Annotated in this window: 27 protein-coding genes; 7 read left to right on the plus strand and 20 right to left on the minus strand. The window is 63.9% G+C overall.

The features are described 5' to 3' along the window. Nucleotides 1-95 precede the first annotated feature (95 nt). From ASF04_RS00135 to ASF04_RS00165, 7 genes are all read right to left on the minus strand, one after another. Nucleotides 96-296: a YjfB family protein gene (locus tag ASF04_RS00135; protein ID WP_019921731.1), complete on the minus strand. Its 201-nt coding sequence runs from the start codon at nucleotides 294-296 to the stop codon at nucleotides 96-98. Nucleotides 297-348: 52 nt separating this feature from the next. Then, entirely contained in the window at nucleotides 349-906 is a 558-nt protein-coding gene (gene mobB, locus ASF04_RS00140; RefSeq protein ID WP_056137297.1) for a molybdopterin-guanine dinucleotide biosynthesis protein B, read from the minus strand. 79 nt (nucleotides 907-985) lie between these two features. Then, nucleotides 986-1189, minus strand: a complete 204-nt coding sequence (locus tag ASF04_RS00145) for a hypothetical protein (protein ID WP_019921729.1) — start codon at nucleotides 1187-1189, stop codon at nucleotides 986-988. Nucleotides 1190-1344: 155 nt separating this feature from the next. After that, nucleotides 1345-2154 carry a general secretion pathway protein GspB gene (locus ASF04_RS00150; protein WP_056137299.1) on the minus strand — a complete coding sequence of 270 codons (810 nt, stop codon included), beginning with the start codon at nucleotides 2152-2154 and terminating at the stop codon, nucleotides 1345-1347. Nucleotide 2155: 1 nt separating this feature from the next. Next, nucleotides 2156-3901 carry an AAA family ATPase gene (locus ASF04_RS00155; RefSeq protein WP_056137304.1) on the minus strand — a complete coding sequence of 582 codons (1746 nt, stop codon included), beginning with the start codon at nucleotides 3899-3901 and terminating at the stop codon, nucleotides 2156-2158. Nucleotides 3902-3938: 37 nt separating this feature from the next. Then, nucleotides 3939-4463 carry a hypothetical protein gene (locus ASF04_RS00160; RefSeq protein WP_082488378.1) on the minus strand — a complete coding sequence of 175 codons (525 nt, stop codon included), beginning with the start codon at nucleotides 4461-4463 and terminating at the stop codon, nucleotides 3939-3941. 4 nt (nucleotides 4464-4467) lie between these two features. Further along, on the minus strand, nucleotides 4468-4653 hold the full coding sequence (locus ASF04_RS00165; protein ID WP_019921725.1) for a hypothetical protein: 186 nt from the start codon (nucleotides 4651-4653) through the stop codon (nucleotides 4468-4470). A gap of 143 nt (nucleotides 4654-4796) precedes the next feature. Here ASF04_RS00165 and ASF04_RS00170 point away from each other — a divergent pair, with 143 nt between their 5' ends. The 4 genes from ASF04_RS00170 (at nucleotide 4797) to ASF04_RS00185 (ending at nucleotide 9767) form a co-directional block, all read left to right on the plus strand. Continuing rightward, the gene (locus ASF04_RS00170) at nucleotides 4797-5711 is read left to right on the plus strand and encodes a BadF/BadG/BcrA/BcrD ATPase family protein (RefSeq protein WP_056137306.1); all 915 of its coding nucleotides are present in this window, start codon (nucleotides 4797-4799) and stop codon (nucleotides 5709-5711) included. Nucleotides 5712-5725: 14 nt separating this feature from the next. Further along, nucleotides 5726-6823 carry an N-acetylglucosamine-6-phosphate deacetylase gene (gene nagA / locus ASF04_RS00175; protein WP_056137308.1) on the plus strand — a complete coding sequence of 366 codons (1098 nt, stop codon included), beginning with the start codon at nucleotides 5726-5728 and terminating at the stop codon, nucleotides 6821-6823. Next, nucleotides 6820-8346: a beta-N-acetylhexosaminidase gene (gene nagZ, locus ASF04_RS00180; protein WP_082488383.1), complete on the plus strand. Its 1527-nt coding sequence runs from the start codon at nucleotides 6820-6822 to the stop codon at nucleotides 8344-8346. The genes nagA and nagZ overlap by 4 nt, the downstream gene beginning before the upstream one ends. A 104-nt stretch (nucleotides 8347-8450) precedes the next feature. After that, nucleotides 8451-9767: a hypothetical protein gene (locus ASF04_RS00185; protein WP_056137310.1), complete on the plus strand. Its 1317-nt coding sequence runs from the start codon at nucleotides 8451-8453 to the stop codon at nucleotides 9765-9767. Between the two features lie 51 nt (nucleotides 9768-9818). Here ASF04_RS00185 and ASF04_RS00190 read toward each other — a convergent pair whose 3' ends face one another. Genes ASF04_RS00190 through ASF04_RS00210 form a run of 5 tightly spaced genes read right to left on the minus strand, consistent with a single transcriptional unit; the run spans nucleotide 9819 to nucleotide 16151 of the window. Beyond that, on the minus strand, nucleotides 9819-10736 hold the full coding sequence (locus ASF04_RS00190) for an NAD(P)/FAD-dependent oxidoreductase (RefSeq protein ID WP_056137312.1): 918 nt from the start codon (nucleotides 10734-10736) through the stop codon (nucleotides 9819-9821). Next, on the minus strand, nucleotides 10711-11175 hold the full coding sequence (locus ASF04_RS00195; RefSeq protein ID WP_056137314.1) for an Rrf2 family transcriptional regulator: 465 nt from the start codon (nucleotides 11173-11175) through the stop codon (nucleotides 10711-10713). The genes ASF04_RS00190 and ASF04_RS00195 overlap by 26 nt, the downstream gene beginning before the upstream one ends. A gap of 55 nt (nucleotides 11176-11230) precedes the next feature. Then, the gene (locus ASF04_RS00200; RefSeq protein ID WP_156368495.1) at nucleotides 11231-13096 is read right to left on the minus strand and encodes a glycoside hydrolase family 15 protein; all 1866 of its coding nucleotides are present in this window, start codon (nucleotides 13094-13096) and stop codon (nucleotides 11231-11233) included. Continuing rightward, complete coding sequence (gene otsB / locus ASF04_RS00205; RefSeq protein WP_056137316.1) at nucleotides 13093-13863, minus strand: trehalose-phosphatase; 771 nt, start codon at nucleotides 13861-13863, stop codon at nucleotides 13093-13095. Before otsB ends, ASF04_RS00200 begins: the two co-directional genes overlap by 4 nt. After that, a complete protein-coding gene (locus ASF04_RS00210) occupies nucleotides 13863-16151 on the minus strand; it encodes a trehalose-6-phosphate synthase (RefSeq protein WP_056137318.1) in 2289 nt (762 codons plus the stop codon). The genes otsB and ASF04_RS00210 overlap by 1 nt, the downstream gene beginning before the upstream one ends. A gap of 181 nt (nucleotides 16152-16332) precedes the next feature. Here ASF04_RS00210 and ASF04_RS00215 point away from each other — a divergent pair, with 181 nt between their 5' ends. Then, nucleotides 16333-17457 carry a mechanosensitive ion channel family protein gene (locus tag ASF04_RS00215; protein WP_056137320.1) on the plus strand — a complete coding sequence of 375 codons (1125 nt, stop codon included), beginning with the start codon at nucleotides 16333-16335 and terminating at the stop codon, nucleotides 17455-17457. Nucleotides 17458-17498: 41 nt separating this feature from the next. On the opposite strand, the gene ASF04_RS00220 is transcribed toward ASF04_RS00215, so the two are convergent. The 8 genes from ASF04_RS00220 to rpsP form a co-directional block, all read right to left on the minus strand. Then, complete coding sequence (locus ASF04_RS00220; RefSeq protein ID WP_056137322.1) at nucleotides 17499-20237, minus strand: pitrilysin family protein; 2739 nt, start codon at nucleotides 20235-20237, stop codon at nucleotides 17499-17501. A 95-nt stretch (nucleotides 20238-20332) separates the two neighbouring features. After that, the gene (locus tag ASF04_RS00225; RefSeq protein ID WP_019921713.1) at nucleotides 20333-20668 is read right to left on the minus strand and encodes a DUF3579 domain-containing protein; all 336 of its coding nucleotides are present in this window, start codon (nucleotides 20666-20668) and stop codon (nucleotides 20333-20335) included. A gap of 189 nt (nucleotides 20669-20857) precedes the next feature. Further along, on the minus strand, nucleotides 20858-21823 hold the full coding sequence (locus ASF04_RS00230; RefSeq protein ID WP_019921712.1) for a CobD/CbiB family protein: 966 nt from the start codon (nucleotides 21821-21823) through the stop codon (nucleotides 20858-20860). A gap of 93 nt (nucleotides 21824-21916) precedes the next feature. Then, on the minus strand, nucleotides 21917-22585 hold the full coding sequence (locus ASF04_RS00235) for a CoA pyrophosphatase (RefSeq protein ID WP_056137324.1): 669 nt from the start codon (nucleotides 22583-22585) through the stop codon (nucleotides 21917-21919). Between the two features lie 81 nt (nucleotides 22586-22666). Next, a complete protein-coding gene (rplS, locus tag ASF04_RS00240; RefSeq protein WP_019921710.1) occupies nucleotides 22667-23056 on the minus strand; it encodes a 50S ribosomal protein L19 in 390 nt (129 codons plus the stop codon). Nucleotides 23057-23177: 121 nt separating this feature from the next. Further along, on the minus strand, nucleotides 23178-23924 hold the full coding sequence (gene trmD, locus ASF04_RS00245) for a tRNA (guanosine(37)-N1)-methyltransferase TrmD (RefSeq protein WP_056137326.1): 747 nt from the start codon (nucleotides 23922-23924) through the stop codon (nucleotides 23178-23180). 21 nt (nucleotides 23925-23945) lie between these two features. Further along, complete coding sequence (gene rimM / locus ASF04_RS00250; protein ID WP_056137329.1) at nucleotides 23946-24506, minus strand: ribosome maturation factor RimM; 561 nt, start codon at nucleotides 24504-24506, stop codon at nucleotides 23946-23948. Nucleotides 24507-24524: 18 nt separating this feature from the next. Beyond that, a complete protein-coding gene (gene rpsP / locus ASF04_RS00255) occupies nucleotides 24525-24770 on the minus strand; it encodes a 30S ribosomal protein S16 (RefSeq protein ID WP_019921707.1) in 246 nt (81 codons plus the stop codon). Between the two features lie 227 nt (nucleotides 24771-24997). On the opposite strand from rpsP, the gene ASF04_RS00260 reads away from it, so the two are divergent. Both ASF04_RS00260 and ASF04_RS00265 read left to right on the plus strand, forming a co-directional pair. Then, on the plus strand, nucleotides 24998-25414 hold the full coding sequence (locus ASF04_RS00260; protein WP_056137330.1) for an NINE protein: 417 nt from the start codon (nucleotides 24998-25000) through the stop codon (nucleotides 25412-25414). Between the two features lie 25 nt (nucleotides 25415-25439). Continuing rightward, on the plus strand, nucleotides 25440-26030 hold the full coding sequence (locus tag ASF04_RS00265; RefSeq protein ID WP_056137333.1) for a glycine zipper 2TM domain-containing protein: 591 nt from the start codon (nucleotides 25440-25442) through the stop codon (nucleotides 26028-26030). Nucleotides 26031-26138: the final 108 nt, after the last annotated feature.

Below are 26138 nucleotides of genomic sequence, written 5' to 3' on the forward strand. Positions count from 1 at the left end.
ATAATGGTGTGCAGACGCAGCGTAGCAGCAATCACGCTGCCACGGCTAGCCCCGCGCGCCCTGTCCGCATGGGAGGCCCGACGCTGGCACCGCTGTCAGGCGGTGGTATTGATGGTGTTGCCGAGGTTGGAAGGTAGTCGCGGCGCCGATGGCACCGGCGGAATCGCCTCGATCAGCGCATTGGCGCTGGACGCCTGGATATCCTGCGCCTTTTTCAAAACGGCAATTCCCACCGCCTGTTTGTTGCCGGTGTCGGAAATGCTGGTTGCAAGCTGGGCAATGTTGGAAACGTCCATGGTGTCCTCCTTTAAGGCGTATCCCTTATTTACGGAAGACCGCGCCGGAACTTTAGGCCGGCGGCGAGATTTCAACACGCTTTTTTTCCACCAGCGCCAGCAGCCAGTCCAGCACGTCTTGCGGCGCGTTCAAGTCCAGCCAGGCTGTACTGTCCGGCAACTCCTGCGGACGCGGCAAATCGGACGCCACCGCCACCACGTGCGCATCGTGCGGATACAGCGGCTCGCGTCCCTGTTCGCGGCGATACACTTCCAGCTTGTCGATCGGGTATTTTTTAAAGCCTTCGAGCAGGGTCAGGTCGGCTGGCGACAGGCGCGCCAGTTGCTCCTCCAGCGTCGGTTCGGGGGCGCCCCGTAACTCGTGAACGATGGCGTAGCGGAACGGCGACGCCACCATTACCTCGGCCGCGCCCGCCATGCGCAGGCGCGCGCTGTCCTTGCGCGGTGGTTCCAGCTCGAGGTCGTGGTGGCTGTGCTTGATCACGTTCACCTTGAGACCCCGGTCCGCCAGTTGCGCGATCAGGAATTCCAGCAGCGTGGTCTTGCCGCTGCCCGATGTGCCGATCACCCCCAGCACCTGGCGCAGCGGTGCGGAACTTGCTTGATGCATGAAAAACTCTCCCCGCAACGTCATTGCTATTGCCGCACATTATACGCAGCAACATTCAACGCGACAGGTACCGTAAGACCTATTGCTCTTCGTCCAGATGGCGAAAGCGGTCGTTGTGCGAGCGGCCATTCGCCAGCAGGATCAGCAGCAGGCACACCAGCGCCGTAATGTAGGTGCTCGGTTCGCTGTCGATGGCGGTGTACACCGTGTGGACCGCCGCATGGGCACGCGGCATGGTCATGGCGGCAGCGATCAGGAAAGGCAGCAGCGTCAGGTATTTCATGGTCACCCCCTGCAATGTTTGCAATGGGATCAAGTTATCACCGCACCGTGACGCTTTGATGACAATTTAGAATCTATTCCGGTAGGGAGGAGGTAGCGGATCGCGATGCCTCGGTAACGTGGGCAAGCAGCGCCTCATTCCTGCGGGGAGATTCTTCAGTATGGAACGCGGTACCTGTAACCTTTGTAATTGAACACGGCTTCTTTCGGGTTCAGCTTTTCCAGCAACAGGCCCGGCGCTACCTCTTCGCCTTCGCGGCGCAGGATCTTGTCCACCAGCAGCAGCCGGTCGGCGGCATTCCTGGAATAGATGTAGCCGCCCACCGTCACCGGGGGAATTGCGCGCTGTATCGGTTCAGGCAGTTCGCGCAGATTGAGTACGGGCTCCTCCACCCTGGCGGCAGTGGCTGGCGCAGGCGTGGCAGCCACGGCTGGGGAGGCTATCGATGCGGCCGCCTGCGTCGAGAGCCTCCCCTGCGGGGTGGGCGATTGCGTCGGCGGCATTGGCGACTGCGCCAGGGCGGCTGACGATTGCCCGAGCGAGGTCGAGGATTTTGCCGGCGACGTCGAAGGTTGCGCCAGCGGCGTCGTCACCGTGGCGACCGGTGGCGGCAGCGCGGTAACTGGTTCCGGCAGCGCCGTGACCGGTTCTGGCAGTGCCGCTGGCGGTTGTGGCGCCGGCCCCGGTTGCTGCGGCGTGGAGGCAATAGCGTCCACGGAACCAGCCGGCATAGCCGGTGCGCTGGAGACAGCAGGCGCCACCAGCGATGCCTGCCGCAACATCAAGACCAGCAACACCACGATGACAACCGCCATCGCCACCAGCGCCAGCACCACCGGCTTTTTGAGGCGGCCGGAAGCAGCGGTGTGCGCACCGGCCTGCAAGGTGGGCGCGTGGATAGTGGGCGAGCTGCCGAGTTGACGTTCGGCTTGCGCTTTTTTTAGCGCTTCCAGGATGTAAGACATATTATTTCCCCGCTCCGGCCGCAGACTGCGCCAGCAGGCGCGGCTCTTGCACGCGGCCCAGTTGGTACAGCCTGATAAATGTTTTCGGACCGGCCACGCCGTCCGCCTTGAGCTGCTGCGCGCCCTGGAACTGGCGCAGGCGCTGGACCAGCGCAGTGTCGAGCGGCTGGTTTTCCCTCGGCGCGGCCAGTTCGTACAGCTGCGCCAGGCGCTGGGCCAGCCAATCGACGTCGGGGCCACGGTCGCCCGCCACCACCTGGTCGCGCCAGTTGGCAGGAGCGCGCCAGTACGTCGTGAATTCGCCGTCGAGTCGGGCAGCCAGCGCGGCCACGCTCACGCGCTCGGGCTGGCCACCGGGCGCGGTGATGGTGGCGTTCTTCGCATCGAGCGCGGTCAGCAGCACGTAGCCGGGGATGACCGGGTTGTCGCGCAAGGTCAGCACGGCGGGCCGGTCGAGCTGGCGCAATTCATCCAGGCCGCCACGGGTTTGCAGGCAGCGCAGGTTCAGGCGCGCAGCGGCGCTGCAGGGGTCGCTGTCGGTCAGCGTGAGTCCCCACAGACCGGCCAGTTGACGCAAGGCGGCTGCCTTGTCGGTCGCTACACCAGACTCGGCAGGAGAAGTCGCCGTCGCGGACGCAGCAGCGGACAAGGATGCCGATGCCAGCGCGCTCGTGGCCCCTGTCGTCGCCCGCGCGGCGCCCGGGCCGGGTTCCTGCCCATTGTCGCTGGCCTTGCCGTGACCGGCTGCCGGCGTGCTCGGCGCCGCCACGGCCGCCACCTGGGGCGGCGCGCTGGTTTTCTGCCGCTCGGCAAACTGCAATAGCAACACGCTGAGCACGACACCACCGGCCACGCCGGCAGCCACCAGCGGCCAGCGCGCACCGGACGCAAAAGCGCCGCCCGCCCCACCCGACCCGGCACTGTCGGCACCGGCAAACACTTCGGCGGCAGCGCGCCGCAAGATGAGGCGCGACACTTGCGGCTGGTTTTCCACGTAGGCCCCAAGCAAAGCGCGGTCGCACAGCAAGTTGATACGGCGCGGCACGCCCTTGGTCAGGGTGTGCACCAGGCCCATCAACCGGCGTGGGAACGGCGCAATCGCCGCCGCGCCGGCCACCGCCAGCCGGTGCTCGATATAGGCCGATGTCTCGGCCTCTGATAGCGAACCCAGGTGGTAACGCGCGATTACGCGTTGCGCCAGTTGCTCCAGCTCGGGCCGGGCCAGCATGGTGCGCAACTCGGGCTGGCCGATCAGGATGATTTGCAGCAGCTTGCGTTCGCTGGTTTCCAGATTGGTCAGCAGGCGCAGTTGCTCGAGCACCTCGGCCGACAGGTTTTGCGCCTCGTCGATGATCAGCACATTGTTCTTGGCCTGCGCGTGGCTGGCCAGCAAATACGCGTTGATGGCATCGACATAGCCCTTGACGCTGACCGCACCAGCACCCTGCGGCGGCAAATCGATGCCGAACTCGTCGCAGATGGTCAGCAGCAGTTCCTCGACCGTGAGCTTGGGGTTGAAGATATAGCCAAGCTTGCAATTCTCGGGGATCTGCTCCATGAAACAGCGGCAGACCGTGGTCTTGCCGGCGCCGATTTCCCCGGTGAGCAGCACGAAACCGCCGCCGCTGCCGATGCCATAAAGCAGGTGCGCCAGCGCTTCGCGGTGGCGTTCGCTCATGAACAGGTAGCGCGGGTCGGGCGCGATGGAGAACGGCGATTGTTTCAGGTTGAAGTATTGCGTGTACATGAAAACCTTGAGAGTGCGCGTGCCGGTATTCTAGCTCCTACTTGGGGCGTGAGCGCACTGGGGGAGGTTGCACCGGGGGCAGTGGCTTGTATTTGGCGCAGTAGATTTTCGATTTGGTGTCGAAATAAACGATGCGGCTGGCCGGCTTGGCCTCGCGCACCGGGTAGGCGGACGTGTCGATGCGGATGTGGTGGACACCCACCTGGGTGATGATGGCCTGCTGCAGTTCTTCGGGCGTGGCTTCGGCCACGGCGCCCACGAAAATATAGGTGCTGGTATCGTCGCTGACCATCACTTCGGAAATCTCGCGGCCCCACAGGCTGGCGCCGTCGGTGCGGAACCAGAAGGCGCCGCCTTCGTGCTTGTAGGCCGGGCCGAAATGCTTGACCAGGTAATCGTAATAGTAAAAATTGGCGGTCTGGTCACGGCACAGCAAACCGTTGCCGATGATGGTGCCGAACGTGGTGGGAACGTTTTGGGCCAGCGCCGAACCACCGGCCAGGCTCAACATTGCAACGAACGCCAGCGCGCCGCGCCGCAGCAGGAAGGATGGAACAATCACCGGCTCAGGTCTTCGACAGCCAGGCACGGTTAGCGCTGATGCGGGCCTTGGCCGTGGCCGGCAAGGCATCGTAGCAACCGGGATACTGCTTGAGCGCGGCTTCGCGGATTTCTTTTTGCAAGCCGTTAATCAGGAAAATATACAGCACCCCACCATCCTTGGTATTTTTGGTTCCCAGGTATTTGATCATCTGTGGTCCTCCGTCCTTGGCCCATGGCTATGCGGTTTCATTATGACATTATCGGCGCCGCGCACGAGAAATTGAATCGCTTGCCGTTCAAACCCGGCCAAACACCTTTTGACAGCGCGCTTTGCCACACTCTATAGTGCCGCATGATCGCATTTCTCATCGGCGTGGACGGCGGCGGCAGCGGCACCCGCGCCTGCCTGGCCCACCTCCCCCACCAAGCTTCCGGCGTACCGGTCCATCTCGGCGCCGGCATGGCCGGCCCTTCCGGCCTGTCGCTCGGCATCACCAACGCCTGGACCGCGGTCGAACAGGCCATCGCCGCCGCCTTTGCCAGCGCTGGCCTGCCGCTGGCGCCACGCGCGGCGATCGCGCTCGGCCTGGGCCTGGCCGGCGTGCACAACCGGCAATGGGCGGCGCAGTTCACCGCCGCCAATCCCGGCTACGCCAGCCTGGCGCTGGCATCGGACGGCCACACCACCGTGCTGGGCGCGCATGACGGCGCGGCCGGCGCCATCATTGCGCTGGGCACGGGCAGCGTGGGCGAAGTCAGGCTGGCCGATGGCCGCCACCTGGAAGTGGGCGGCTGGGGTTTTCCGTCCGGCGACGAAGCGGGCGGCGCCTGGATCGGACTGCACGCCATCAATCACATGCAGCAAAGTTTCGACGGCCGGCGGCCAGCAGACGCGTTTGCCGACGCCGTGGCGCAAGCGTGCGGCGTGGCGCCAGGCGGGCGACGCGATCCGGCCGCACGTGAAATCCTCCAGCAATGGCTGGCCGGCGCCTCGCAAACCAGGTATGCGCAACTGGCGCCGGTGGTGCTGCAACTTGCCGCCTCGAACGACGCCGCCCGCGCCATCCTGCTGGCAGCGGGAACCCAGGTGGCGCGGCTGGCCCACGCATTGGATGCCGACGGCATGCTGCCGATCGCGCTGTGCGGCGGACTGGCCGCGCCGCTGCGCCCGTATTTGCCGCCGGCGCTGCTGGCGCGCGTGGTGCCCGCGCGCGGCGATTCGGCCGATGGCGCGCTGCGGCTGATCCGCCAGCATCTGAACCAATAACCGGAGTGCTTCCCATGCGCGCTGCAATCACAGGCAATATCCTCACCCCCCAGGGCTGGGTGCACGGCGACATCGATTTCGATACGCATATCGCCGCCGTCAAAGGCGGCGCAGTCGATCCGGCGTCGAACACCGACGACTATATCCTGCCCGGCTTTATCGACCTGCACGTGCACGGCGGCGGCGGCAAGGACGTGATGGAAGCGGGCGACGCCGTGCGCACCATCGCCGCCCTGCACGCCCGCCACGGCACCACCAGCCTGCTGGCCACCACCATGACCGCCCCGCCCGACGACATCGAGCTGGCGCTGGCCGCCATCGGCCGCGCCGCCGCCCGGCGCGGCGCCGGCGAGGCACGGGTACTGGGCGCCCACCTGGAAGGGCCGTACATCAACCCCGGCAAGCTCGGCGCGCAACCCGACTACGCGCGCGCGGCCACGCTGGCCGACGTGCGCGCCCTGGCAGCGCTGGCGCCGTTAAAACTGATCACGGTAGCGCCCGAAATTGCCGGCCACCTGGACCTGGTCAAAGCGCTGGCGGACGCCGGCATGCGGGTACAGCTTGGCCACACCGCCGGATCGTACGAAGACGGCAAGGCGGCGCTGGAACACGGCGCCCACGGCTTCACCCACCTGTTCAACGCCATGACCGGCCTGCACCACCGCGAACCGGGCATGGTGGGCGCGGCGCTGGCCCATGCGCAGTACGCGGAACTGATCCCCGACCTGCTGCACGTGCACCCGGGCGCGATCCGCACCGCGCTGCGCTGCATCCCGAAACTCTATTGCGTGACCGATTCCACCGCCGCCACCGGCATGCCCGACGGCGAATACATGCTGGGCCGGCAAGTGGTCATGAAATGCCTGGGCGGCGTGCGCCTGCCCGACGGCACGCTGGCCGGCAGCGCGCTCACCATGGACCAGGCGCTGCGCAACCTGGTCAAGATCGGGCTCGACCTGGCGGACGCCTCGGCGCGCGTATCCACCTACGCCGCTGACTACCTCGACCTCCCCGACCGGGGCCGCCTGGCGACCGGCGCCTGGGCCGACCTGGTGGTGCTGGACCGCGACCTGCAACTCAAAGCCGTGTACATAGAAGGCGAGCGACTGTGACCGACCTAAACAATTTACACCAAAACAATTTACGCCAACTGGCCGGCCAGCTGATCATGATCCGCTTCCCCGGCACCGAGCTCGATGCCGCCACCGCCAGCTTCATCAAGGCCAACGGCATCCGCGCCGTGTGCCTGTTTCGCGGCAATATGTCCGACGCCGCCCAGCTGTCCAAACTGACGGCCGACCTGCGCGCCGCGATGGGGCCGGAGTCGCTGATCGCCATCGACCAGGAAGGCGGCGCCGTGGTGCGCGCCACCTGGGTGCCGGCGCCGCCGTCGGCCATGGGCCTGGGCGCGGCCGACGATGCGGACCTGGCGCAGCGCACCGGGGCGGCGGTGGCGCGCGCCATCAGGTCGCTCGGTTTCAACTGGAACTTCGCGCCGGTACTGGACCTCAACAACAACCCGTACAACCCGGTGATCGCCGAACGCTCGTTTGGCGCCGATCCGCAGCGCGCCGCCGAACTGGCGCTGGCCTGGATGGCCGGCAGCCATGCGGAAGGCGTGGCCTGCTGCGTCAAGCACTTCCCCGGCCATGGCGACACCAACGTCGATTCGCACCGCGACCTGCCCACGGTGGACAAGCCGGTGACTGAATTGGAGCGGCTGGAACTGGCGCCGTTCCGCACCGCCGCTGCACATGCGCCAGCCATGATGACCGCGCATATCGTCTATCCGACGCTCGACGCCGATAACCCCGCCACCATGTCGCGCGCCATCCTGCACGACCTGCTGCGCGACCAGTGGCAGTATCGCGGCATCATCATCACCGACGGCATGGACATGCATGCGATTGCGCACCGTTACGGCGTGGGCCACGCGGCCGTGCGCGCGCTCACGGCCGGCGCCGACATGGTGATGGCGCTGGGCACACCGCAAACGCAGGAAGAAACCCTGGCGGCGATTGCCGCCGCCATCGCCTCGGGCGAACTGCCGATCGATGAGGTGCAGCAGCGGCTCGCGCGGCTGGCCGCGCTGGCATGCGACTACCCGTGCGGCCAGCCACCTTATTTGGACGACGCCGCCGACCGGGTGGTAATGGCCGAAGGCTGGCGCCGGGCACTGACCGCGCATGGCGATCCGCAGCGCCCCGCTCCGGGCGCCAAGCTGCGCCTGGTGGTAAGGCAGGACGTGGTCAGCGACGGCGTGTCGGAAGCGGGCGTGCCGGCGGCGCGGGTGGCCGACTCGCTGCGCCGCCTGTACGACGTCGAACTGCTGACATACGCCGATGCCGACGCCTTCGACTGGACCGCGCTGCCACAGGACGGCCGTTTTACCCTCCTGGCGTCCACCTCGCGCCTGCGCTATGGCGAACATGCGCGCCGCACCTGGCGTCCCGATTTGCACCTGGCGCTGTGGAACCCGTACCAGGCGCTCGACATCGCCGCCCCGGCCCTGCTCACCTACGGCTTCGCGGCGCCCGCGCTCGACGCCGTCAACGCCTGGCTGGCGGGCGAACTGCCAGCGTCCGGCCGCGCGCCGGTGCCGGGCTTCGGCGCGCCCCCGCCGGCACACACTTGAAATCGGCGCGGAAGGCGTTTTTTATGTAACAATACGCGCGTTTGGCCGCTGTGCCTGCGCCAGCGCCCTTGAGAAAACCAAAGTCTATGATTGAAGGATTACACATGTCCCACATTCGTCTTGCTCGTATCAGCCTGATCCTGGCCGCCATCGGCCTCAATGCCGCTCCCGCCATGCTGGGCATGAACATGGTCCACGCCCAGGACAAGGAAAAGGCCGCTGCGCCAGCGCAGGCCGATACCGTCCGTCCCGAGATCTTCAAGCTGATCGAAACCAAGCAGATCAAGGAATTGCTGGACGCCAAGAACTACGCCGAAGTCAAAACCCGCATCGATACCGCAGCGGCCACGCCCAACCTGACGCCGTACGAAACGTTCGTGCTGAACCAGCTGCGCGCGCAACTGGGCCAGACCAGCGGCGACCAGCAAATGACGGTGCAAGGTCTCGAAGGCATGATCGACTCCGGTCGCCTGACGCCGGAACAAAAGCTCAAATTCATCGATGCCGTGGGCAGCATTTACTACAGCAATATCAAGGACTACGACAAGGCCATCGTCTGGTTCAACCGCTATGGGGCCGAGTCGGGCGACACCGCCAAGCAGCGCCAATTCGTGATCCGCTCGTACTTCCTCAAGGACGACTTCGCCAGCGCCAAGACCGAAGTGCTGAAGGATATCGCCGCCGCCAAGCAAGCCGGCACCGCGCCGTCGAAAGACACGCTGAACCTGCTCGGCAACATCGGCATCAAGACCAAGGACACGCCGCTGTACCTGAGCGCCGTGGAAGAGCTGGTGCGCTACTACCCGAGCGAGGACTACTGGTTCGACCTGCTGAACCGCACGCGCGGCAAGAAGACCTACGCCCAGCGCCTGGACCTGGACATGGCCCGCCTGAAAGCGGTAGCCGCCCCATCCAAAATGGAAACCGAAGACTACCTGGAGCAAGCCGAGCTGGCCTCGCTGGGCGGCTTCTTCACCGAAGCGAAAATCGCCATCGACAAGGCTTACCCGAACGGCACCATCCCGGCCGGCAAGGACAAGGCTGCGATCACCAAGATCCGCGACACCGCCACCCGTGGCGCTGCCGACGATGCCAAGAACATCGATGCAGGGATCGCTTCCGCTCAAAAATCGAAAGAGGGCGTCGGCCTGGTCAACCTCGGCTACAACTACATCACCCTGGGCCAGTTCGACAAGGGTATCGACCTGATGAAGCAAGGTATTGCCAAGGGCGTGTCGAAAAATCCTGAAGACGCCAAGCTGCGCCTGGGCTACGCCCTGGCCATGGCCGGCAAGAAGGATGAATCGATCAAGCTGCTTGAAACCATCCAGGGCGACGACGGCCGCGCCGACCTGGCCCGCTTCTGGATCATGTACCAGAACAAGCCAGCAGCAACCGCTGCAGCACCAGCTGCCAAGTAAGCAGCCGCAACAAAACAAAAGCCGGCTAACCGCCGGCTTTTTTTACGCCCATTAGGCGGCTTGGGCGCCGAAGATAGTGAGGCGGTGGGCGGCGACGCCGGCCATGGCGCCGTCGGCAACGGCCATGGCGACGTTGCCGGCGGCGCGGGCCGAGTCGCCGCAGGCGAAGACGCCCGCCACGCTGGTCGCCTTCATGGCGTCCGTGCGCACGAACAGGCCGGTTGGGCCCTCGTCCATCTCGCAGCCCAATTGCTCTGCCAGCGGGCTGCCGCTGTGGGTGCGGCTCACCACGAACAGGCCCGCCATGTCGAGCGCCCGGCCGTCTGCCAGTTCCACCGTGGCGTGGCCCGCGATACGCCGGACCGCCGTGCGCTCGATGGTCACGCCGCGCCTGGCCATCGACGCCAGTTGTTCTTCGTCCGGCTCGAACGTCTCGTTGAGGAACAGCGTGACCTGCCCCCAGTCGGGCAGCATCAAGGCGTGGTGCATCGACAGCGGGCCGACCGCCATCACGCCGATATGCCCTTGCATCAATTCATAGCCGTGGCAGTACGGGCAGTGAAACACGCTGGTGCCCCAGCGTTCGGCCAGGCCGGGCAGCGCCGGCAGTTCATCGACCACGCCGGTGGCCAGCACCAGCGCCTCGGCGTCAAAGCCACGGCCGTCGTTCAGCGTGATGCGAAACCCCTGGTCGAGGCGCGTGGCCTGGGCGGCGGCGCCCTCCAGCCACTGCACCGTCGGATACTTTAAAAGCTGCGCCCTGCCCTCGGCGGCAATCGCCGCCGCCTCGCGGCCGTCCTGGCCGAGGAAGCCGTGCGAGTGCTGCGCATAGCGGTTGCGGCGCTGGCCGGCATCGATCACCAGCACGCGGCGGCGGGCGCGGGCCAGCTGGGTGGCGGCCGACAGGCCGGCATAACTGCCGCCGACGACGATAACGTCGAACTCATTCGACAGGTGTTGGATGCGCATGGAGGGTTCCCTGGTGGTTGGCATAATCGCGATTGAAGCGGGCCGACAGATCGGCCAGCGTGACGTCCTTGAAACGCTCGATCAGCAACGCCTCCGCTTCGTCGAAGGCGCTGGCCAGGGCGTCGTTGACGGCCCGCTCGACCAGGCATTGCGGCTGCTCGCTGCGGTTGCCCATGGCGAACACGGTAGGCGCACCGACCGCCTCGTAAATGTCGCGCAGGGTGACCGAATTGAGGTCGCAGGTGATGACCCAGCCGCCGCCATGGCCCTTGCCGGAACCGACATAGCCACGCTCGCGCAGGCCGGCCAGCACGCGCCGCACCAGCACCGGGTTGGTATCGAGGAAGCCGGACAGCTCCTCGGACGTGAACGGGCGGTTGGCCTGCGCCATGTGCAGCAGCACGTGCAGGATGGAAGATAGTTTGCTGTCTCGTCTCATGTAACTAATGATAGTACATAAAACGGGACCGCGCACGCCAACCGCTGTTTTTACATCAAATGACGCTGTCCCACGGGGCGGACAGCCGCATGGCGCAGTTGATCAGCCCCACCATCGAATACGTCTGCGGGAAGTTGCCCCACATTTCGCCGGTAACCGGGTGCGTGTCTTCCGACAGCAAACCGAGGTGGTTGCGGGCCTTGAGCATGGTCTCGAAGATTTCGCGCGCTTCTTCCTTGCGGCCGATGCGCGCCAGCGCGTCGATGCGCCAGAAGGTGCAGATGTTGAACGCGGTTTCGGGCTTGCCAAAGTCGTCGGGCGCTTCGTAGCGGCGCATGTACGGGCCGTCGCACAGGGTCTTTTCCAGCGCTTCCACGGTCTTGATGAAGCGCGGGTCCATCGGGTCGATGAAGTTCACTTCGGCCATCAGGAGCACGCTGGCATCGAGATCGCGGCCACCCAGGCTTTCGACGAACGCCTGGCGTTCCTCGCTCCAGGAGTCGCGCAGCAGCGGTTCGCGGATCTGGTCGGCGCGGCCCTGCCAGTAGGTGGCGCGATCCGGCAGTTCCAGCACGTTGGCGATTTTCGACAGGCGGTCGCACGCGGCCCAGCTCATCAGCATTGACGACGTGTGCACGCGCGCACGGGTGCGCAGCTCCCACATGCCGGCGTCGGGCTGGTCGTGCACGCGGAACGCCTGTTCGCCCACGGCTTCGAGCAGCGCAAATTCGGCCACGCCGGCGCGGTTGAGCAGGCGATGGTCGAGGAAGGCTTGCGCCGCACCGAGCACCACGTTGCCATACACGTCGTGCTGGAAGTGTTCCTGCGCCTGGTTACCCACGCGCACGGGCTTGTGGCCGCGATAGCCGGGCAGATGGTCGAGCGTCGATTCCGGCAGGTGTTCTTCCAGGCCGATGCCGTACAGCGGCTGGATATGGCCGCCCTTGGAGCTGGCGACGATGTTGGAGAGCCAGCGCAGGTACTCCTCCATCGTGCCCACTTCGGACAAGCTGTTCAACGCGCGCACCACGAAGAACGCGTCGCGCAGCCAGCAGAACCGGTAGTCCCAGTTACGCTCGCTGCCGGGCGCCTCGGGAATGCTGGTGGTCATGGCGGCAATAATGGCGCCGGTGTCTTCGTACAGCGACATCTTGAGCGTGATCGCTGCGCGGATCACCACGTCCTGGTACTCGTACGGCAGCGCCAGGCGGCGGCTCCAGTTGCGCCAGTAGTTGATGGTCTCTTTCTCGAAACGGCGGCAGATGTCCTCGATGCCTTCGTTGAGCGTCTCGTCCGGGCCCAGCGTGAAGTTCAGCGATTTGTTCACAAGGAACCACGATTCGGACAGCAGGTGGCTCAGCGACGCGTCGGTATTGAGGCGCAGCGTCTGTTCCGGTCCCACGTAGCGGATATGGTGGCTGCCGCGCGTGATTTGCGGCGTCACGCGGCCCCAGTCGAAGCGCGGGCGCACGCGCACACGGATGCGCACGGCGCTGTTCAGGATGCGGATGCGGCGGATCAGCATCAGCGGGCGGAACATGCGGTCGCGGCTCAGGAAGCGCGGCGCGAAGTCGGTGATCTCGATGCCGTGGTTGTCGGCGTCGGTCAGGCGCGTGCGCAGCACAGCGGTGTTGGGATCGTAGAACTGCTCGGTCTTGACGCAGTTTTCCAGCTCGATGCTCCACACGCTGCCATTGTCGGAGTTGTCGAGCAAGGCGTTGAACACCGGGTCGCCGTCAAAGCGCGGCAGACAGCACCAGACGATGTTGCCGCTTTTATCGACCATGGCGTTGTACGAGCAGTTGCCGATCACGCCGCAGTTGAGCGATGCTTCGGGCGTAACAGGGGTGCTGACGGGGCCGAGCGCGGTCGGTGCGACGGGGATGCCGGGTGTAACGTGGGTACCGGTGGCTGCGGTCATGGCGTGTCTCCTGTGCTGGGTCTAGGTATGGTTTGTGCGGCATCGGCCAGCTGCGCGTGCAGCGCCTGCGGGGAGTCCAGGCGGCAGCGGGCTGCACTCGGTCCCGCGCCGACTTTCACGCCGATGCCGCCCAGTTCCTGGGCGTAGGCGATGCCTGCTTCGTCGGTGGTGTCGTCGCCGACAAACACCGGCTTGCGTCCCTTGAATGGTTCTTCCTGCAAAAATTCGGCCACGGCGCTGCCCTTGTTGGTGGCAGCGGGCTTCAGTTCCAGCACCATTTTGCCATGCAATAGCACGGTGCCGGGCGCGGCTGCCAGCGCGGCTGCCATGGCCTGCTCGCACTGCACCCGCAGGCCGGGCGCCAGGCGGTAGTGCAACGCCAGCGCGCCGCGCTTCTCTTCCAGCAGCAGGCCCTCATGGGCCAGCACCAGCGCGCGCAGGATCAGTTGTGCGGCGTCGAGCGACGGCGCGGTGGCGATATGCAGCTGACCGTTGTAATCACGGCGCTCGGCGCCATGGACGCCGGCCACCGGCAATTTTAACGGCGCCAGCATGGCGTCGATCTGCGCGATCGGACGGCCGCTGACAATCGCCAGCCGGCCTTGCAGCCGTTCGCCCAGGCTGGCCAGCACCGGCACCAGGCCCGGCGCCACCACCACCGTATCGGGCGTTTCCGCCAGCTCGACGAGGGTGCCGTCGAAGTCGAGGAATACCGCGCCATCGAGCCACTCGGCGAGGGCAAATTTTTCCACTTCAGCAGCCATCATCAGCCCACCCGGCGCAGGTTGGTGCGACTGTGCGCGCGGATCTTCTGCATCACTTTTTCGCGCTTGCGCAGGCGTGCCGCGTCAAGCAGCATGTGACCCGCCCAGCGGTACACATTGAAGCGGCGCACGCGGTCGCGCATGCTGCGCATGCGCTCGACCTGTTCCACCGATGGCATGGTCAGGCCGCGATACAGCGCTTCGGCGCCCTGCTCGATGTGGTACGGGTTGATGATCAGCGCTTCGTGCAGTTCGCGCGCGGCGCCCGTGAACTGCGACAGCACCAGCGCGCCGTGTTCGTCGTCGCGGGCGGCGATGAATTCTTTTGCCACCAGGTTCATGCCGTCGTGCAGGCTGGTCACCATGCACACTTCGCTGGCGCGGAAGTAGCGCTGCAATTCGTTCTGGTCGTGGTGCTCGATTTTCAGGATGATCGGCAGGTAGCCGTCCTTGCCATAGCGGTCGTTGATCTTGTCGGCCAGCTTGCGCACGCGCTGCTCGAAGTTCATGTACTCCTCGAGGTCGGAGCGGCTCGGCGCGGCGATCTGCACGAAGCTGAATTTGCCCACCATGGTCGGATGCATTTCCAGCATGCGGTCCACGGCCTGGAAGCGCTCCAGGATGCCCTTGGTGTAGTCGAGGCGATCGACGCCAAACGCCAGCAGGTGGTCTTGCGGCACGCCGAGGATCTGGCGGATCTCGGTGCGGCACACGTCCACCGGCACGGTGTCCGGGTAGTCGGGCCAGGCGATCGAGATCGGGTAGTCTTCCACTTGCGTGAGCTCGTTACCGTACGAGATGGTCGAGGCTTCCGGCTCGATCCGGGTTTCCAGGTAGCGGTCCACGGTGTCGAGGAAGTTCTTGCGGTGGAACGGCGTGTGGAAGCCCAGGATGGTGCTGCCCAACATGCCTTCCAAGATCTCTTCGCGCCACGGGCAAATGCCGAACGACTCCGAGTTGGGCCAGGGGATGTGCCAGAACGTGATAATCGTCGCCTTCGGCAGTGCTTCGCGCACCATGCGCGGCAGCAGGGCGAAGTGGTAATCCTGCACCAGCACCACCGGGTTGTCGGTGCGCGCTTCCTTGATCACGGCGTCGGCAAAGCGGCGGTTGACTTTGACGTACTCTTCCCAGTCCGACGAGCGGAATACCGGGCGCACGTGGGCGATATGGCACAGCGGCCACAGGCCTTCGTTGGCGAAGCCGTAGTAGTAGCCCTTCTCTTCTTCTTCGGTCAGCCATACGCGGCGCAGCGTGTAGCTCGGATTTTTTGGCGGCACCGGCACGTGGTCGTTCTTGTCCACGGTTTCGCGGTCGGCGCTGCCGGCGCCGTGGGCAATCCAGGTACCGGAGCAGGCGCGCATCACCGCTTCCACGGCCGTCACCAGGCCGGACGCCGGACGGCGTACCTTGACGGTGCCGTCGGCGGCTTTTTCGTGGATGTACGGCTCGCGGTTGGAGACCACCAGCACCTGGTCGCCGGCGAGATCCTGCTGCAGCAGGGCCTTGAGTTTTTCAGGCGCCCAGTCCGAGCCGTTGGCAGTGTAGCTGCCGCCGTCGCTGTGCTGGCGCTCCTGGTGGTATTCCTCGAGCAGGCTGCGCAACTCGCCGATCAGCGGTTCCATCTCCGGTGGCGGTGGCGGAGCGTCGGGGTCGGGCTTGGCGGTGGCGCGCGGGATCAACTGGCCGCGCAGCACGTCGTTCAAGCTGGCCAGCCAGCCGCGCCAGCTCAGGTGCGACACCAGCAGGGTGATGAAGGCGATCGCCGCCGCCAGCAGCGCGAAGAAGCCCAGCACGTACTTGGTGGTCTCGGCGCTGCGGCGTTCGATAAAACTCATGTCGTGCACCAGGATCAGCCGACCGAGCTCGGAACCGGCATCCATGATCGGGGTTTCGGCCACGTGCACCGGGCCACGCGGCAGCTGCACCAGCGACTTGCGCGCGGTGCCATCGGCCGGCGGATTCCAGCAGCCCAACGAGGTCGGATAGGTGTAGGTCTTGTACAGCAGTTTGCCCGACGCATCGCAAAAGCCCAGTGCGAACAGGCGCTCATCCTCGATGGCGCCGTCGAACAGGCGCTTGATGTGGGCGCTGTCGTTGAGCAGCACGTCTTCGCGCAGCGGCACCTGCAAGGTGGTGGCCAGCAGCTGGGAGCGATTGTCGAGATCGCGCAGCGACCAGCGCAGCGTGAGTTTGTCCATCAATGGCACGACGATGTAGGCAAACAGGCAAAGCAGTATCGCCAGGGGCAATATGAAGCGTAAAGATAGTTTTACAGAGCGTGACAACATGAAGAATTCCTCTCAGGAGATTGCAGAGTGGCAGTGAATCGCTACATCTTCGGGTGGATGCGTACAATCGACCTCAGCCCGCCTATTGTTTCATTATTGACGGGAAAGCATTTGTTCGTTAGCGCACGCATAAGGGTAATTGTGCGACGCAATATGTGACGTTTCTTTAAAATCTCTACTCATGGAAATAGAATATTTTACGGATTTACAGCAGGGACCGTGGCGCGCCGCAGCAGTGGTCGCCATTACCGCCGTCATCTTCGTGGCCATCGCGCTGGTGCTGCACCGCGCCGGCCTCGAGTTGCTCAAGCGCATCGCCCGCCACCGCCCCTACACCACCAACGCCATCAAGTATGCGTTCCGCCCGAGCCAGATCGTGGCGGCGCTGTTTGCGCTGCGGCTGGTGCTCACCGGCGCGCCCGAGACCACGCCGTTCCTCGCATCGCTCTCGCGCATCGTCAGCGTGCTGCTGATCGTCTGCCTGACCTGGCTGGCCATCGCCTGCGTCAATTCGATCAAGAAGACCATCTCCGAACTGAACCCGGTCGATGTGCTCGACAATATGCGCGCGCGCCGCGTGCTCACGCAAACGTCGGTGCTCACGCGCAGCGCCAATGCCATCATCGTGCTGCTGGGGATCGGCTTCATGCTGCTCACCTTGCCCGGTGCGCGCCAGTTCGGCGCCAGCTTGCTGGCCTCGGCCGGTGTGGCCGGCCTGGTGGCCGGTATCGCCGCCAAGCCGGTGCTGGGCAACTTCATCGCCGGCTTGCAGATCGCCTTTTCGCAGCCGATCCGCATCGACGACGTGTTGATCGTCAAGGGTGAATGGGGGCGCGTGGAGCGCATCACCGGCACCTACGTCGTGGTGCGCATCTGGGACGAGCGGCGCATGATCGTGCCGCTGCAATGGTTTATCGAAAACCCGTTCGAGAACTGGACCCACACGTCGGCCAGCATTTTGGGCACGGTATTCCTGTGGCTGGACTTCAGCGTACCGGTGCAAAAAGTGCGCACCGAGTTCGAACGCATCACCCACGCGTCCACGCGCTGGGACAAGCGCGTGTGCGTGCTGCACGTGACCGACGCCAACGAGAAAGGCATGCAATTGCGCCTGCTGGTGAGCGCAGTCGATTCCGGCACAGCGTTCGATTTAAGGTGCGAAATCCGCGAGGCGATGATCGCGTTCGTGGCGGCCAACTACCCCGATTCGCTGCCGCGCTTGCGGCCTGTGCTCGATTCGCCGGGGCCGCAGGATGATACCTTGGGCATGCGGCCGGTGAAGGTGGCCGACAGTCCGCCGCCTTGATGGCACGATGAATGGACCGCAGCTGCGGTCCATTTTTTTGCCTACTTCCCTGCCTTCTTCTCATCGCCGACCACGACCACCGTCAACTTCGCCGGATCGACCGCCTGGCGGAATGCCGCATTGACCTGCTCCAGCGTCGCCGCCTGCAATTTGGCCTCGTAGTCCTTGCTCCAGCTGTAGGTCTGGTTCAGGTACAGGTTGCGGGTCCAGCCGCCGGCCACCACCTTGTCCTGCGAACGGTTTTGCACGCGCTGCTGCAGCAGTCCCGACTTGGCCTGCGCCAGTTCCTGTGCCGTGAAGCCCTGCTTGACCGCGCGATCGAGCTCCTCGCGGATTGCCGCTTCGAGTTTTTTGAGGTTCTGCGGCGCGGCGATGGCGTTGATGGTGAAGCTGCCGGCGCGGTCGATATCGCCCGCGTGCACGGACGCTCCACCGCCGTACGACAGGCCGTCCTTCTGGCGGATGCGGTCCATCAGGCGCGACTTCAGGCTGCCGCCACCGAAAATGTAGTTGGCCAGGTCCAGCGCCGGATACACCGGATCGTTCACATTGAGGTCCAGGTTCAGGCGCGCGGCAAACATGCCGTTTTCCTTTTCCGGCGCGTCGATCGCGCGGTGCACGGACGGCTTGTCCGCTGCCGTGTCCTTCAACGGAGAATACGCCACCTTGCTGTTCCAGCCGGTGAAGCTGTCGTCGATGGTTTTGGCGATGGCCGCCTTGTCGAAGTCACCGACGATGGCCAATTCACCGTGACCTGCGCCATAATAATCGCGGTGGAAGGCCACCACGTCGTCGCGCTTGAGCGCCTTGACCGCCGCCAGTTGTTCATCGACCGTCATGGCGGCGCGGAAGTCGCCTTTCGGGTGGGTGTCGAAATATTCTTCGATGGCGTTATGGGCCAGGGACTCCGGCTCGTTGCGCGACGATTCGATCCCGACCAGCCATTGCTGGCGCAGCTGCTCGAATTCGTCCTGCGGGAAGCTGGCCTCGCGCAGCACGTGGGCCACCAGGCGCAGTGCCGCATCGAGGTTCGGACCGGTGGTCTGGAAACCATACACGCCGCCCGACATCTTCAACTTGGCAAAGGCATCGGCCAGCTGCTCGCGCGTGTACTTGCTGGTGCCGCGCATCAGCATCTCGTCGGCAAAGGCGGCCACCATCTGCTGGTTGAACAGGTTTTTCTCGTCGCCCCAGTGCAGCTGCAAGTCCACCGATACCGCCTCGCCGCGGTTCTTCTTGGGCAGCAGCGCCACTTTCAGGCCGCCGATGGTCGTGATCTCGGTGCGGGCGTTGATATTGTCCTGGCTCGGGTCGAACACTTCCGACGTCAGCACGCTTTGTTTGGCCTTGAAGTCTTTCATCACTTCCGCCACCGGCGGCGCGGCGGTGATCTCGGCGCGCTGCGGCTGGTCGTCGGGGATAAAAGTGCCCACCACGCGGTTGTCGCGCTTGAGGTAGCGGGCAGCGGCGGCGCTGACCTGTTCGGCGGTCACCTCGGGCAGCTTGTCGCGGTTCTGGAACAGCAGGCGCCAGTCGCCCAGCGCGATTTCCTCCGACAGCGCCACGCCCACCTGCTGCGGATCGTTGAGCGATTTTTCCACGCTGTTGCTGTAGCTGCGGCGCACGCGCTCCATTTCTTCCGCCGTGGGCGGGGTCGCGGCAAAGCTTTCCACCGCCTGCGTCAACGCGTCGCGCACGGGGTCGAGCGGTTCGCTCGCCTTGACCACGGCGCCGATGATTTCCAGGCCCGGCGCATAGCCGGTCTGGCCAAACGCAAACACTTCGGCAGCCTTGCCGGTGGCCACCAGCGCCTTGTGCAGGCGGCCGGACGGCGTATCGCCGAGGATCTCGCTCATGATGCCCAGCGCATTGGCATCGGGGTGCAGCGCCGACGGGATTTTGTAGCCGAGCATGACGATCTGCATATCGCCCTTGCGGCGCACGACGAAGCTGCGCTCGCCGTCCTGCTGCGGCTCCACCGTCCAGAACGGCGGCAGCACGCGCTTCGGTTTCGGGATGGCGCCGAACGATTTGGTGATCCACGCCAGCGTTTGCGCCGGGTCGAATTTGCCGGCGACAAGCAGCACCGCGTTGTCGGGCTGGTAGTAGGTGCGGTAGAACGCCTGCAGGTTCTCGATGCGCACGTTCTCGATGTCGCTGCGGTTGCCGATGGTGGAGCGGCCGTAGCTGTGCCAGTCGTAGGCCACGCTGTCCATCCGTTTGAGCATGACCGAGAACGGGCTGTTCTCGCCGCTCTCGTATTCGTTGCGCACCACTGTCATTTCGGAATCGAGATCCTTGCGGGCGATGAAGGAATGGACCATGCGGTCGGCCTCCATGTCGAGCGCCCATTTCAGGTTATCGGGGCTGGCCTGGAACACTTCGTAGTAGTTGGTGCGGTCGTACGACGTGGTGCCGTTGAAGTCCATGCCCCGGCTGGCGAATTGTTGCGGGATGCTGCGGTTCTTCGGCGAGCCTTTGAACATCATGTGCTCAAGCAGGTGGGCCATGCCGGTCTCGCCGTAGTTTTCGTGGCGCGAGCCCACCAGGTACGTGACGTTGACGGTGACGGTGGGCTTTGATGCGTCCGGGAACAGCAGCACCTTCAGGCCGTTGGGCAGGCGGTATTCGGTGATGCCTTCGACGGCGGGGCCCCGGACCACGCCGGCTGGCAGCGCGGTGGTGGCAGGGGCGGCCCAGGCGGTGCCGGTGGCGACAAAAGAGAGGCCGCACAGCAGCATGCTGGCAGCGGCAAGGTGTTTCAGACGGCTGGCGTTCATGGTGTCTCGCGAGAATACGGAAGAACACAGCATACGCCCTGGCCTGCCCTGCCGGGGAGAGCCCTCAGGGAAATTTACTGAGGACGAACTTAAATTTATTTTTTCTCGGGGACCAGGCAGGCATCGACCACTTGCAGATCATTGTCCTTGGCGAACGAGATCACGAAGTGATAGGCCATCGGTTCGAGGTCGCGCAGCTTGCCATTGACCACCACCGACTTGACGCCATTGACCACGGTAGGCGTGACGTAAGGCGAAAACTGCAGGTGGGAATCGCGTCCGCCACCGATGCCGGGCGGCTTGAAGCAGGCCATCACGCCGCACAGACGCTCGGCCCAGTCGCTGGGACGGAACGCCCGGCCATTGCTGGTTTGGCCAAGGATGAAGAACGAATCCTGCTGTTCTACCGGTTTTTGAACTGACTCTGCCATGGGCGGCTGCTCTGCGATGAGACGTGTGGGTGAGGAACATACGTATTATATCTTATAGAAGACCTGAATACGTAAGCCCTTGATTTGACGTGGAGTTTTATCTGAAACATCCACAATGGTGCAGAAAATGCGCGCCCTGCACCACCGAACACCGCTATTGTACCGCGCTATCGCCCGCTCAAGTGATCCTCAAGGTGTGGCGCCGAGCCATACCGCGCCGGAGAGCAGCAGCAGCAACATCATCCACAGCAGCAGCGCGCGCCACACCAGGCCCACCGTGCTTTGCAGCGACCGCACGCTCGGCTCCTCGCCCGGCAGGGTGTCGGCCTCGACGTCGGAGATGTCCACGGTGGCCGAGTCGATCAGCGTCACCCGCACCGCATGTTCGGCCGGGGAACCGAGGCGCACGCCCATGGCGCCGCCGCCGGCCGACAGAATGATGCCGATCGCCTCGTCGGCCCAGCGGCGCGAGAAATTGCGCCAGGCGTAGATGGCGTCCTCGAAGTTGCCCACCACGGCAAAGGCCACGGCGGTCAGGCGCACCGGCAGCCAGTCGATCCAGTAATAGGCGCGGCCGGCGAACAGGCCAAAGGCTTCGTTGCGCATGTGTTCCGGCTCGTTCCAGGCGCGCGCCACGTATTCCGACACGCGATACAGGATGGCGCCCACCGGGCCCAGGATCAGAAACCAGAAGAACACGCCGAACACGTTGCGGTGGGTGGTGATCAGCGCCTTTTCGACGGCCACGCGCGAAATTTCGTTGGCGTCCATGCCGATGGTATCCTGGCGCGTCCATTCGGCGAGCAGTGCTCTGGCGGCGGTTTCGTCGCCGGCGTTCAGGGCCAGCTGGATCGAGGTGAAATAATGGCTGTAATGGCGAAAGCCCAGGGTGAGGTACACGATCAGCACGTTCCAGGCGAACGACGCCAGGAACCAGTCGTAGTAGTGCAGCACCCACGAGATGGTAGCGACCGGTACCAGCAGGATCGCCATCATCAGGAACCAGCCGATGCGCCCGTGCGTGGCCTGGCCGGCATTGAACCAGGTCTCCATTCGCAATGCGAGGGCCTTGATCTCCGCGTAAATAAAATTATCCGCCCGCAGCGGTTTCATTTGCTCGATCAGCAGCGCGCACAGAATGGAAAGAAATGTCATCAATAATCCTTTTGGTCGGTACTACGTGCAGCCATACCTCAATGCCCGTTACGATAACCTAGACGTGTAACAGAATCAAACATTAAGAAGGCGTCAGGCGCGCAGGAAGTGGAATAAATTCCTGAGCATGCCGGCAGTCGCGCCCCAGATGTAATAGGTGCCATACGGCATGGCGTAGAAGCTGCGGCGGCCCGACGGCAGTTCGACCGACAAGCGCTGGTGGTGCAAGCCGTCCATCAGGAACGCCAGCGGCACCTCGAAAATCTCTTCCACCTCGCCTGGATCGGCCTGCAGGGTGAACGGTGGCGTCACCAGCGCCACCACCGGCGTGACGCGGTAACCGGTGCCGGTGTAATAGTCGGGCAAGCTGCCGATCACTTCCACGTGGGTGCGATCGAGGCCGATTTCCTCCTCCGCCTCGCGCAGCGCAGTCTCGACCGGGCTGGCGTCGTACGCTTCGGCGCGGCCGCCGGGAAAGCTGATCTGGCCCGGGTGGTCGGTGAGGTCGGCGTTGCGCTGGGTGAGCACCAGGCTCAAACCCTCGGGACGCTGCACCAGTGCGATCAGGACCGACGCGGCGGTGGCGGGCGAACCGTCCGCCCGCACCGCATAGCTGGTTTCAGCCGCTTCGGGCGCCCACTCGGGCTGCTCCGCAAAGCGATGGCGCAGCCAATCGGCGCTCAGGCGTTCGCGCGCCAGCGCCGGTTCGCCAGCGATCGCGTCGATCGGTAATATGCGGGGGTCGAACAGCAGCTTGGCCAAGTGGGCTCCGGAATGATGTAACCGACTAAAAAAAGAGGGGCACCAACTTGGCGCCCCTCTCTCCAAACACAATCGCTGCTATTAAGCGGCGACTGCTTTTTTCGCCGCTGGGCGACGGTTTGGCAGTTTTTCCTTGATACGTGCCGATTTACCGGAACGATCACGCAGGTAGTACAGTTTAGCGCGACGTACGTCACCGCGGCGTTTCACTTCGATCGAAGCGATCAGCGGGGAGTACAGTTGGAAGGTACGCTCAACGCCTTCGCCGGACGAGATCTTGCGAACGATGAAGTTCGAGTTCAGGCCACGGTTACGACGCGAGATCACGACGCCTTCGTATGCCTGGGCGCGCTTGCGGGTGCCTTCGACTACGTTTACGTTCACGACCACGGTATCGCCAGGTGCAAAATCAGGGATGGTTTTGCCCAGGCGAGCGATTTCTTCTTGCTCGAGTTGTTGAATCACGTTCATTTTATAAACTCCAAAAGCCATCATGCCGGCGCGCTGTGGGGTTGAGCCCGATGCCCGGTAGAGGATGGTGCACTACAATAAAAATAGACAGGTTTACCTGCCCGGGGACTACAACAGGTTTTTATAAACCTGCCAAAAACTTTTCATCGATCTTGCTCAGCTGCCCTGCCGCGCGGGCCTTGACCAGCAGGTCGGGCCGCTTGCGCGCGGTCGCTTCCAGCATGCGCTGGCGGCGCCATTTGCCGATCTCGGCGTGGTTACCGCCCATTAAAACCGGCGGTACTGCCACGCCTTCGTACGACTCGGGGCGCGTGTAATGCGGCGAATCGAGCAAACCGTTCACGAAACTGTCCTCAACTGCCGAGGCATCCGTGTTCAACACGCCGGGAATCAGGCGGATCACGGCATCCATCAAGGCCATTGCCGGCAACTCGCCGCCGGACAGCACGAAATCGCCAAGGCTGATTTCTTCGTCGATGCAACGGTCCAACAGGCGCTGATCGACAGCTTCGTAGCGGCCGCACAGAATCACCAGGCCGGGTTCCTGCTTGAGCTGTACCACGCGCTCGTGCGTCAACTGCTTGCCCTGGGGCGACATGAACACCACGCGCGGCGCCGGCAAACCGGCTGTAACTTGCCGCGCTTTCGCTGCGTTGATCGTCGCTTCCAGGGGTTTGGCCAGCATCACCATGCCGGGGCCGCCACCGTACGGGCGGTCATCCACGGTGCGGTGATTGTCGGTGGTGAAATCACGCGGATTCCACAACGACAAGCCACATTTATTCTGTTCGAACGCGCGCCGGGTGACACCCGACTGCGTCAGTGCGGCGAACATTTCGGGGAACAGGGTCACGACATCGAATTGCATGGCGGGCCGCCCTTATGTTCACTAGTAATCAAGGCCCCAATCGACAGTGATTTTTTTCGCCTCTTTGTCCACCTTGATGATGAACGCTTCGACAAATGGAATCAGGCGCTCTTGCGCCGCGTCGTCGGATGCCGCCTCTGCGGAAGTTGCCGGCTTGATGCGCAAGATCGACTGTGGACCGTTGCTCATCATGTCAGTCACCGTACCGAGGGACTCACCTTGCAGATTTTCTACTTCCAGACCGATCAACTCGGCCCAGTAAAACTCGTCTTCCGACAATACCGGGAAGCGGCTGCGCGGAATGGAAACAGCGGCGCCCTTGAGCGCTTCTGCGACATTCCGGTCAGTGACGCCGACCAGCTGTGCGACCACGTCGCCGCCATGCAGTTTGCACTGCTTGACATCGACATCGTGCAAGGTGGGCTTGTCGATCCACCAGGTTTTCACCGAGAGCAGCGCATCCGCATCTTCCGAGAAAGGACGGATCCTCACCCAGCCAGCGACGCCGTAGGCACCGAAGACAAAGCCTACCTGTGCCAGATCGTCGGGGACTTGCACCCCGGATGCTTGCTTATCGGTCAAACCGGCAACCTCAGCTAATTAAGCTGCTTTGTTCGAAGCTACCAGGCGAGCCACGGTTGGCGACAGTTGCGCGCCGACCGATTGCCAGTGAGCCAGACGGTCAGCGGTGATGCGCAGTGGCACTTCGCCGCCTTGCGCCATCGGGTTGTAGAAACCGATGCGTTCGATGAAACGGCCATCGCGACGATTGCGCGAATCGGTTGCAACGATGTTGAAGAACGGACGCTTCTTGGCGCCTCCACGAGCTAAACGAATAACGACCATAATATTTCCAAAAAGTGTGCTAGGACGGAAAAAGCCGCAAATTATAGCGCGCCTGACCGCAAAGCAGCAAGCGTTAATGAAATAATCGGGCAGATTGGGGTAATCGAAGATTATCCCCCGTTCCGGCCAACGGGGCAATACCTGGATTCGGTTCTTGCCAAAAAAGTAGGCCGGGGGCGACATTATGACCGATACTGGCCGCCTCCGGACTTTTTTGCCGCATTCCAATGACCGCACGCCACAAAAGCAAGACCACCGCCACCCTGCTCGCCTTCCTGTTCGGCGGCCTCGGCCTGCAACGCCTGTACTTGCGCGGCTGGCGCGATCCGTGGCTCTGGTTGCACCTGGCGGCCCTGCCCGCCGCCTGGCTGGTGGCCACGCTGGCGCCGCAAGCGGACGGCTTCTACAAGCTGTTACCGATTATGCTGTCGGGACTGGCAGGCTTCCTGGAAGCGCTGGTGCTGGGCCTGATGCCGGACGACAAGTGGGATGCGCGCTTCAATCCGCATTCCGGCAAGCTGTCGAACACGCGCTGGCCCATCGCCATCGTCCTGGTTGCCACCATGACCATCGGCGCCGCGAGCTTGATTGCCACAATCTCACGCTTTTTCGATCTGCTCTACACAGGCGGCGCCTACGGCTAACTTTACAATTAACGAGGAGAACAATATGAACAAGCACTCCATCCTGCTGGCAGTGGCGCTCGCTACTCTGACATCGACGTCATATGCCCAGATGAGCAAATCGGAATACAACGCCGAGACCAAGCGCATCGCCACCCGCTACGCGGCAGACAAGAAACTGTGCGCGGAAGAAGGCAGCTCGAGCGCCCGCATGCAATGCCTGCGCGACGCCCAGAGCGAATACACGCAGCACAATGCCGACGCCAAGGCGCGCTACAACACCAAGGCGCCCAAAGCGACGGCTTGCCACGACTGCGGCCGCGTCACTTCGGTCGTTGTCGGTGAAAAAGCCGGAGAAGGCGGCGCCGTGGGCCTGATCGCTGGCGGCGTGGCGGGCGCCCTGCTGGGCAACCAGGTAGGCAGCGGCGGCGGCAAGAAACTCGCCACCCTCGCCGGCGCCGCCGGTGGCGCCTATGCGGGCAAGCAAGTGGAAGGCCACGCACGGACCACCAAGCAGTGGACCGTCCACGTGCGCTACGACGACGGCAAGCAGGACAGCTTTGTGTACGACAATGACCCGCAGATGGTCAATGGCGACCGGGTGCAGAAGCAGAACGGCACCTTGGTACGCCGCTAAGAGCATCCGATAAAACCTCCATCGCGGCGTTGCAGCGCCTCGCTCTGAAGGTTTTCTCGGGTACTCTACATCGCAAAAAAGCAGCCGAGGCTGCTTTTTTGCGTCTAA

It is taken from the genome of Duganella sp. Leaf61 (assembly GCF_001421905.1).
Lineage (GTDB): Bacteria > Pseudomonadota > Gammaproteobacteria > Burkholderiales > Burkholderiaceae_D > Rugamonas > Rugamonas zoogloeoides.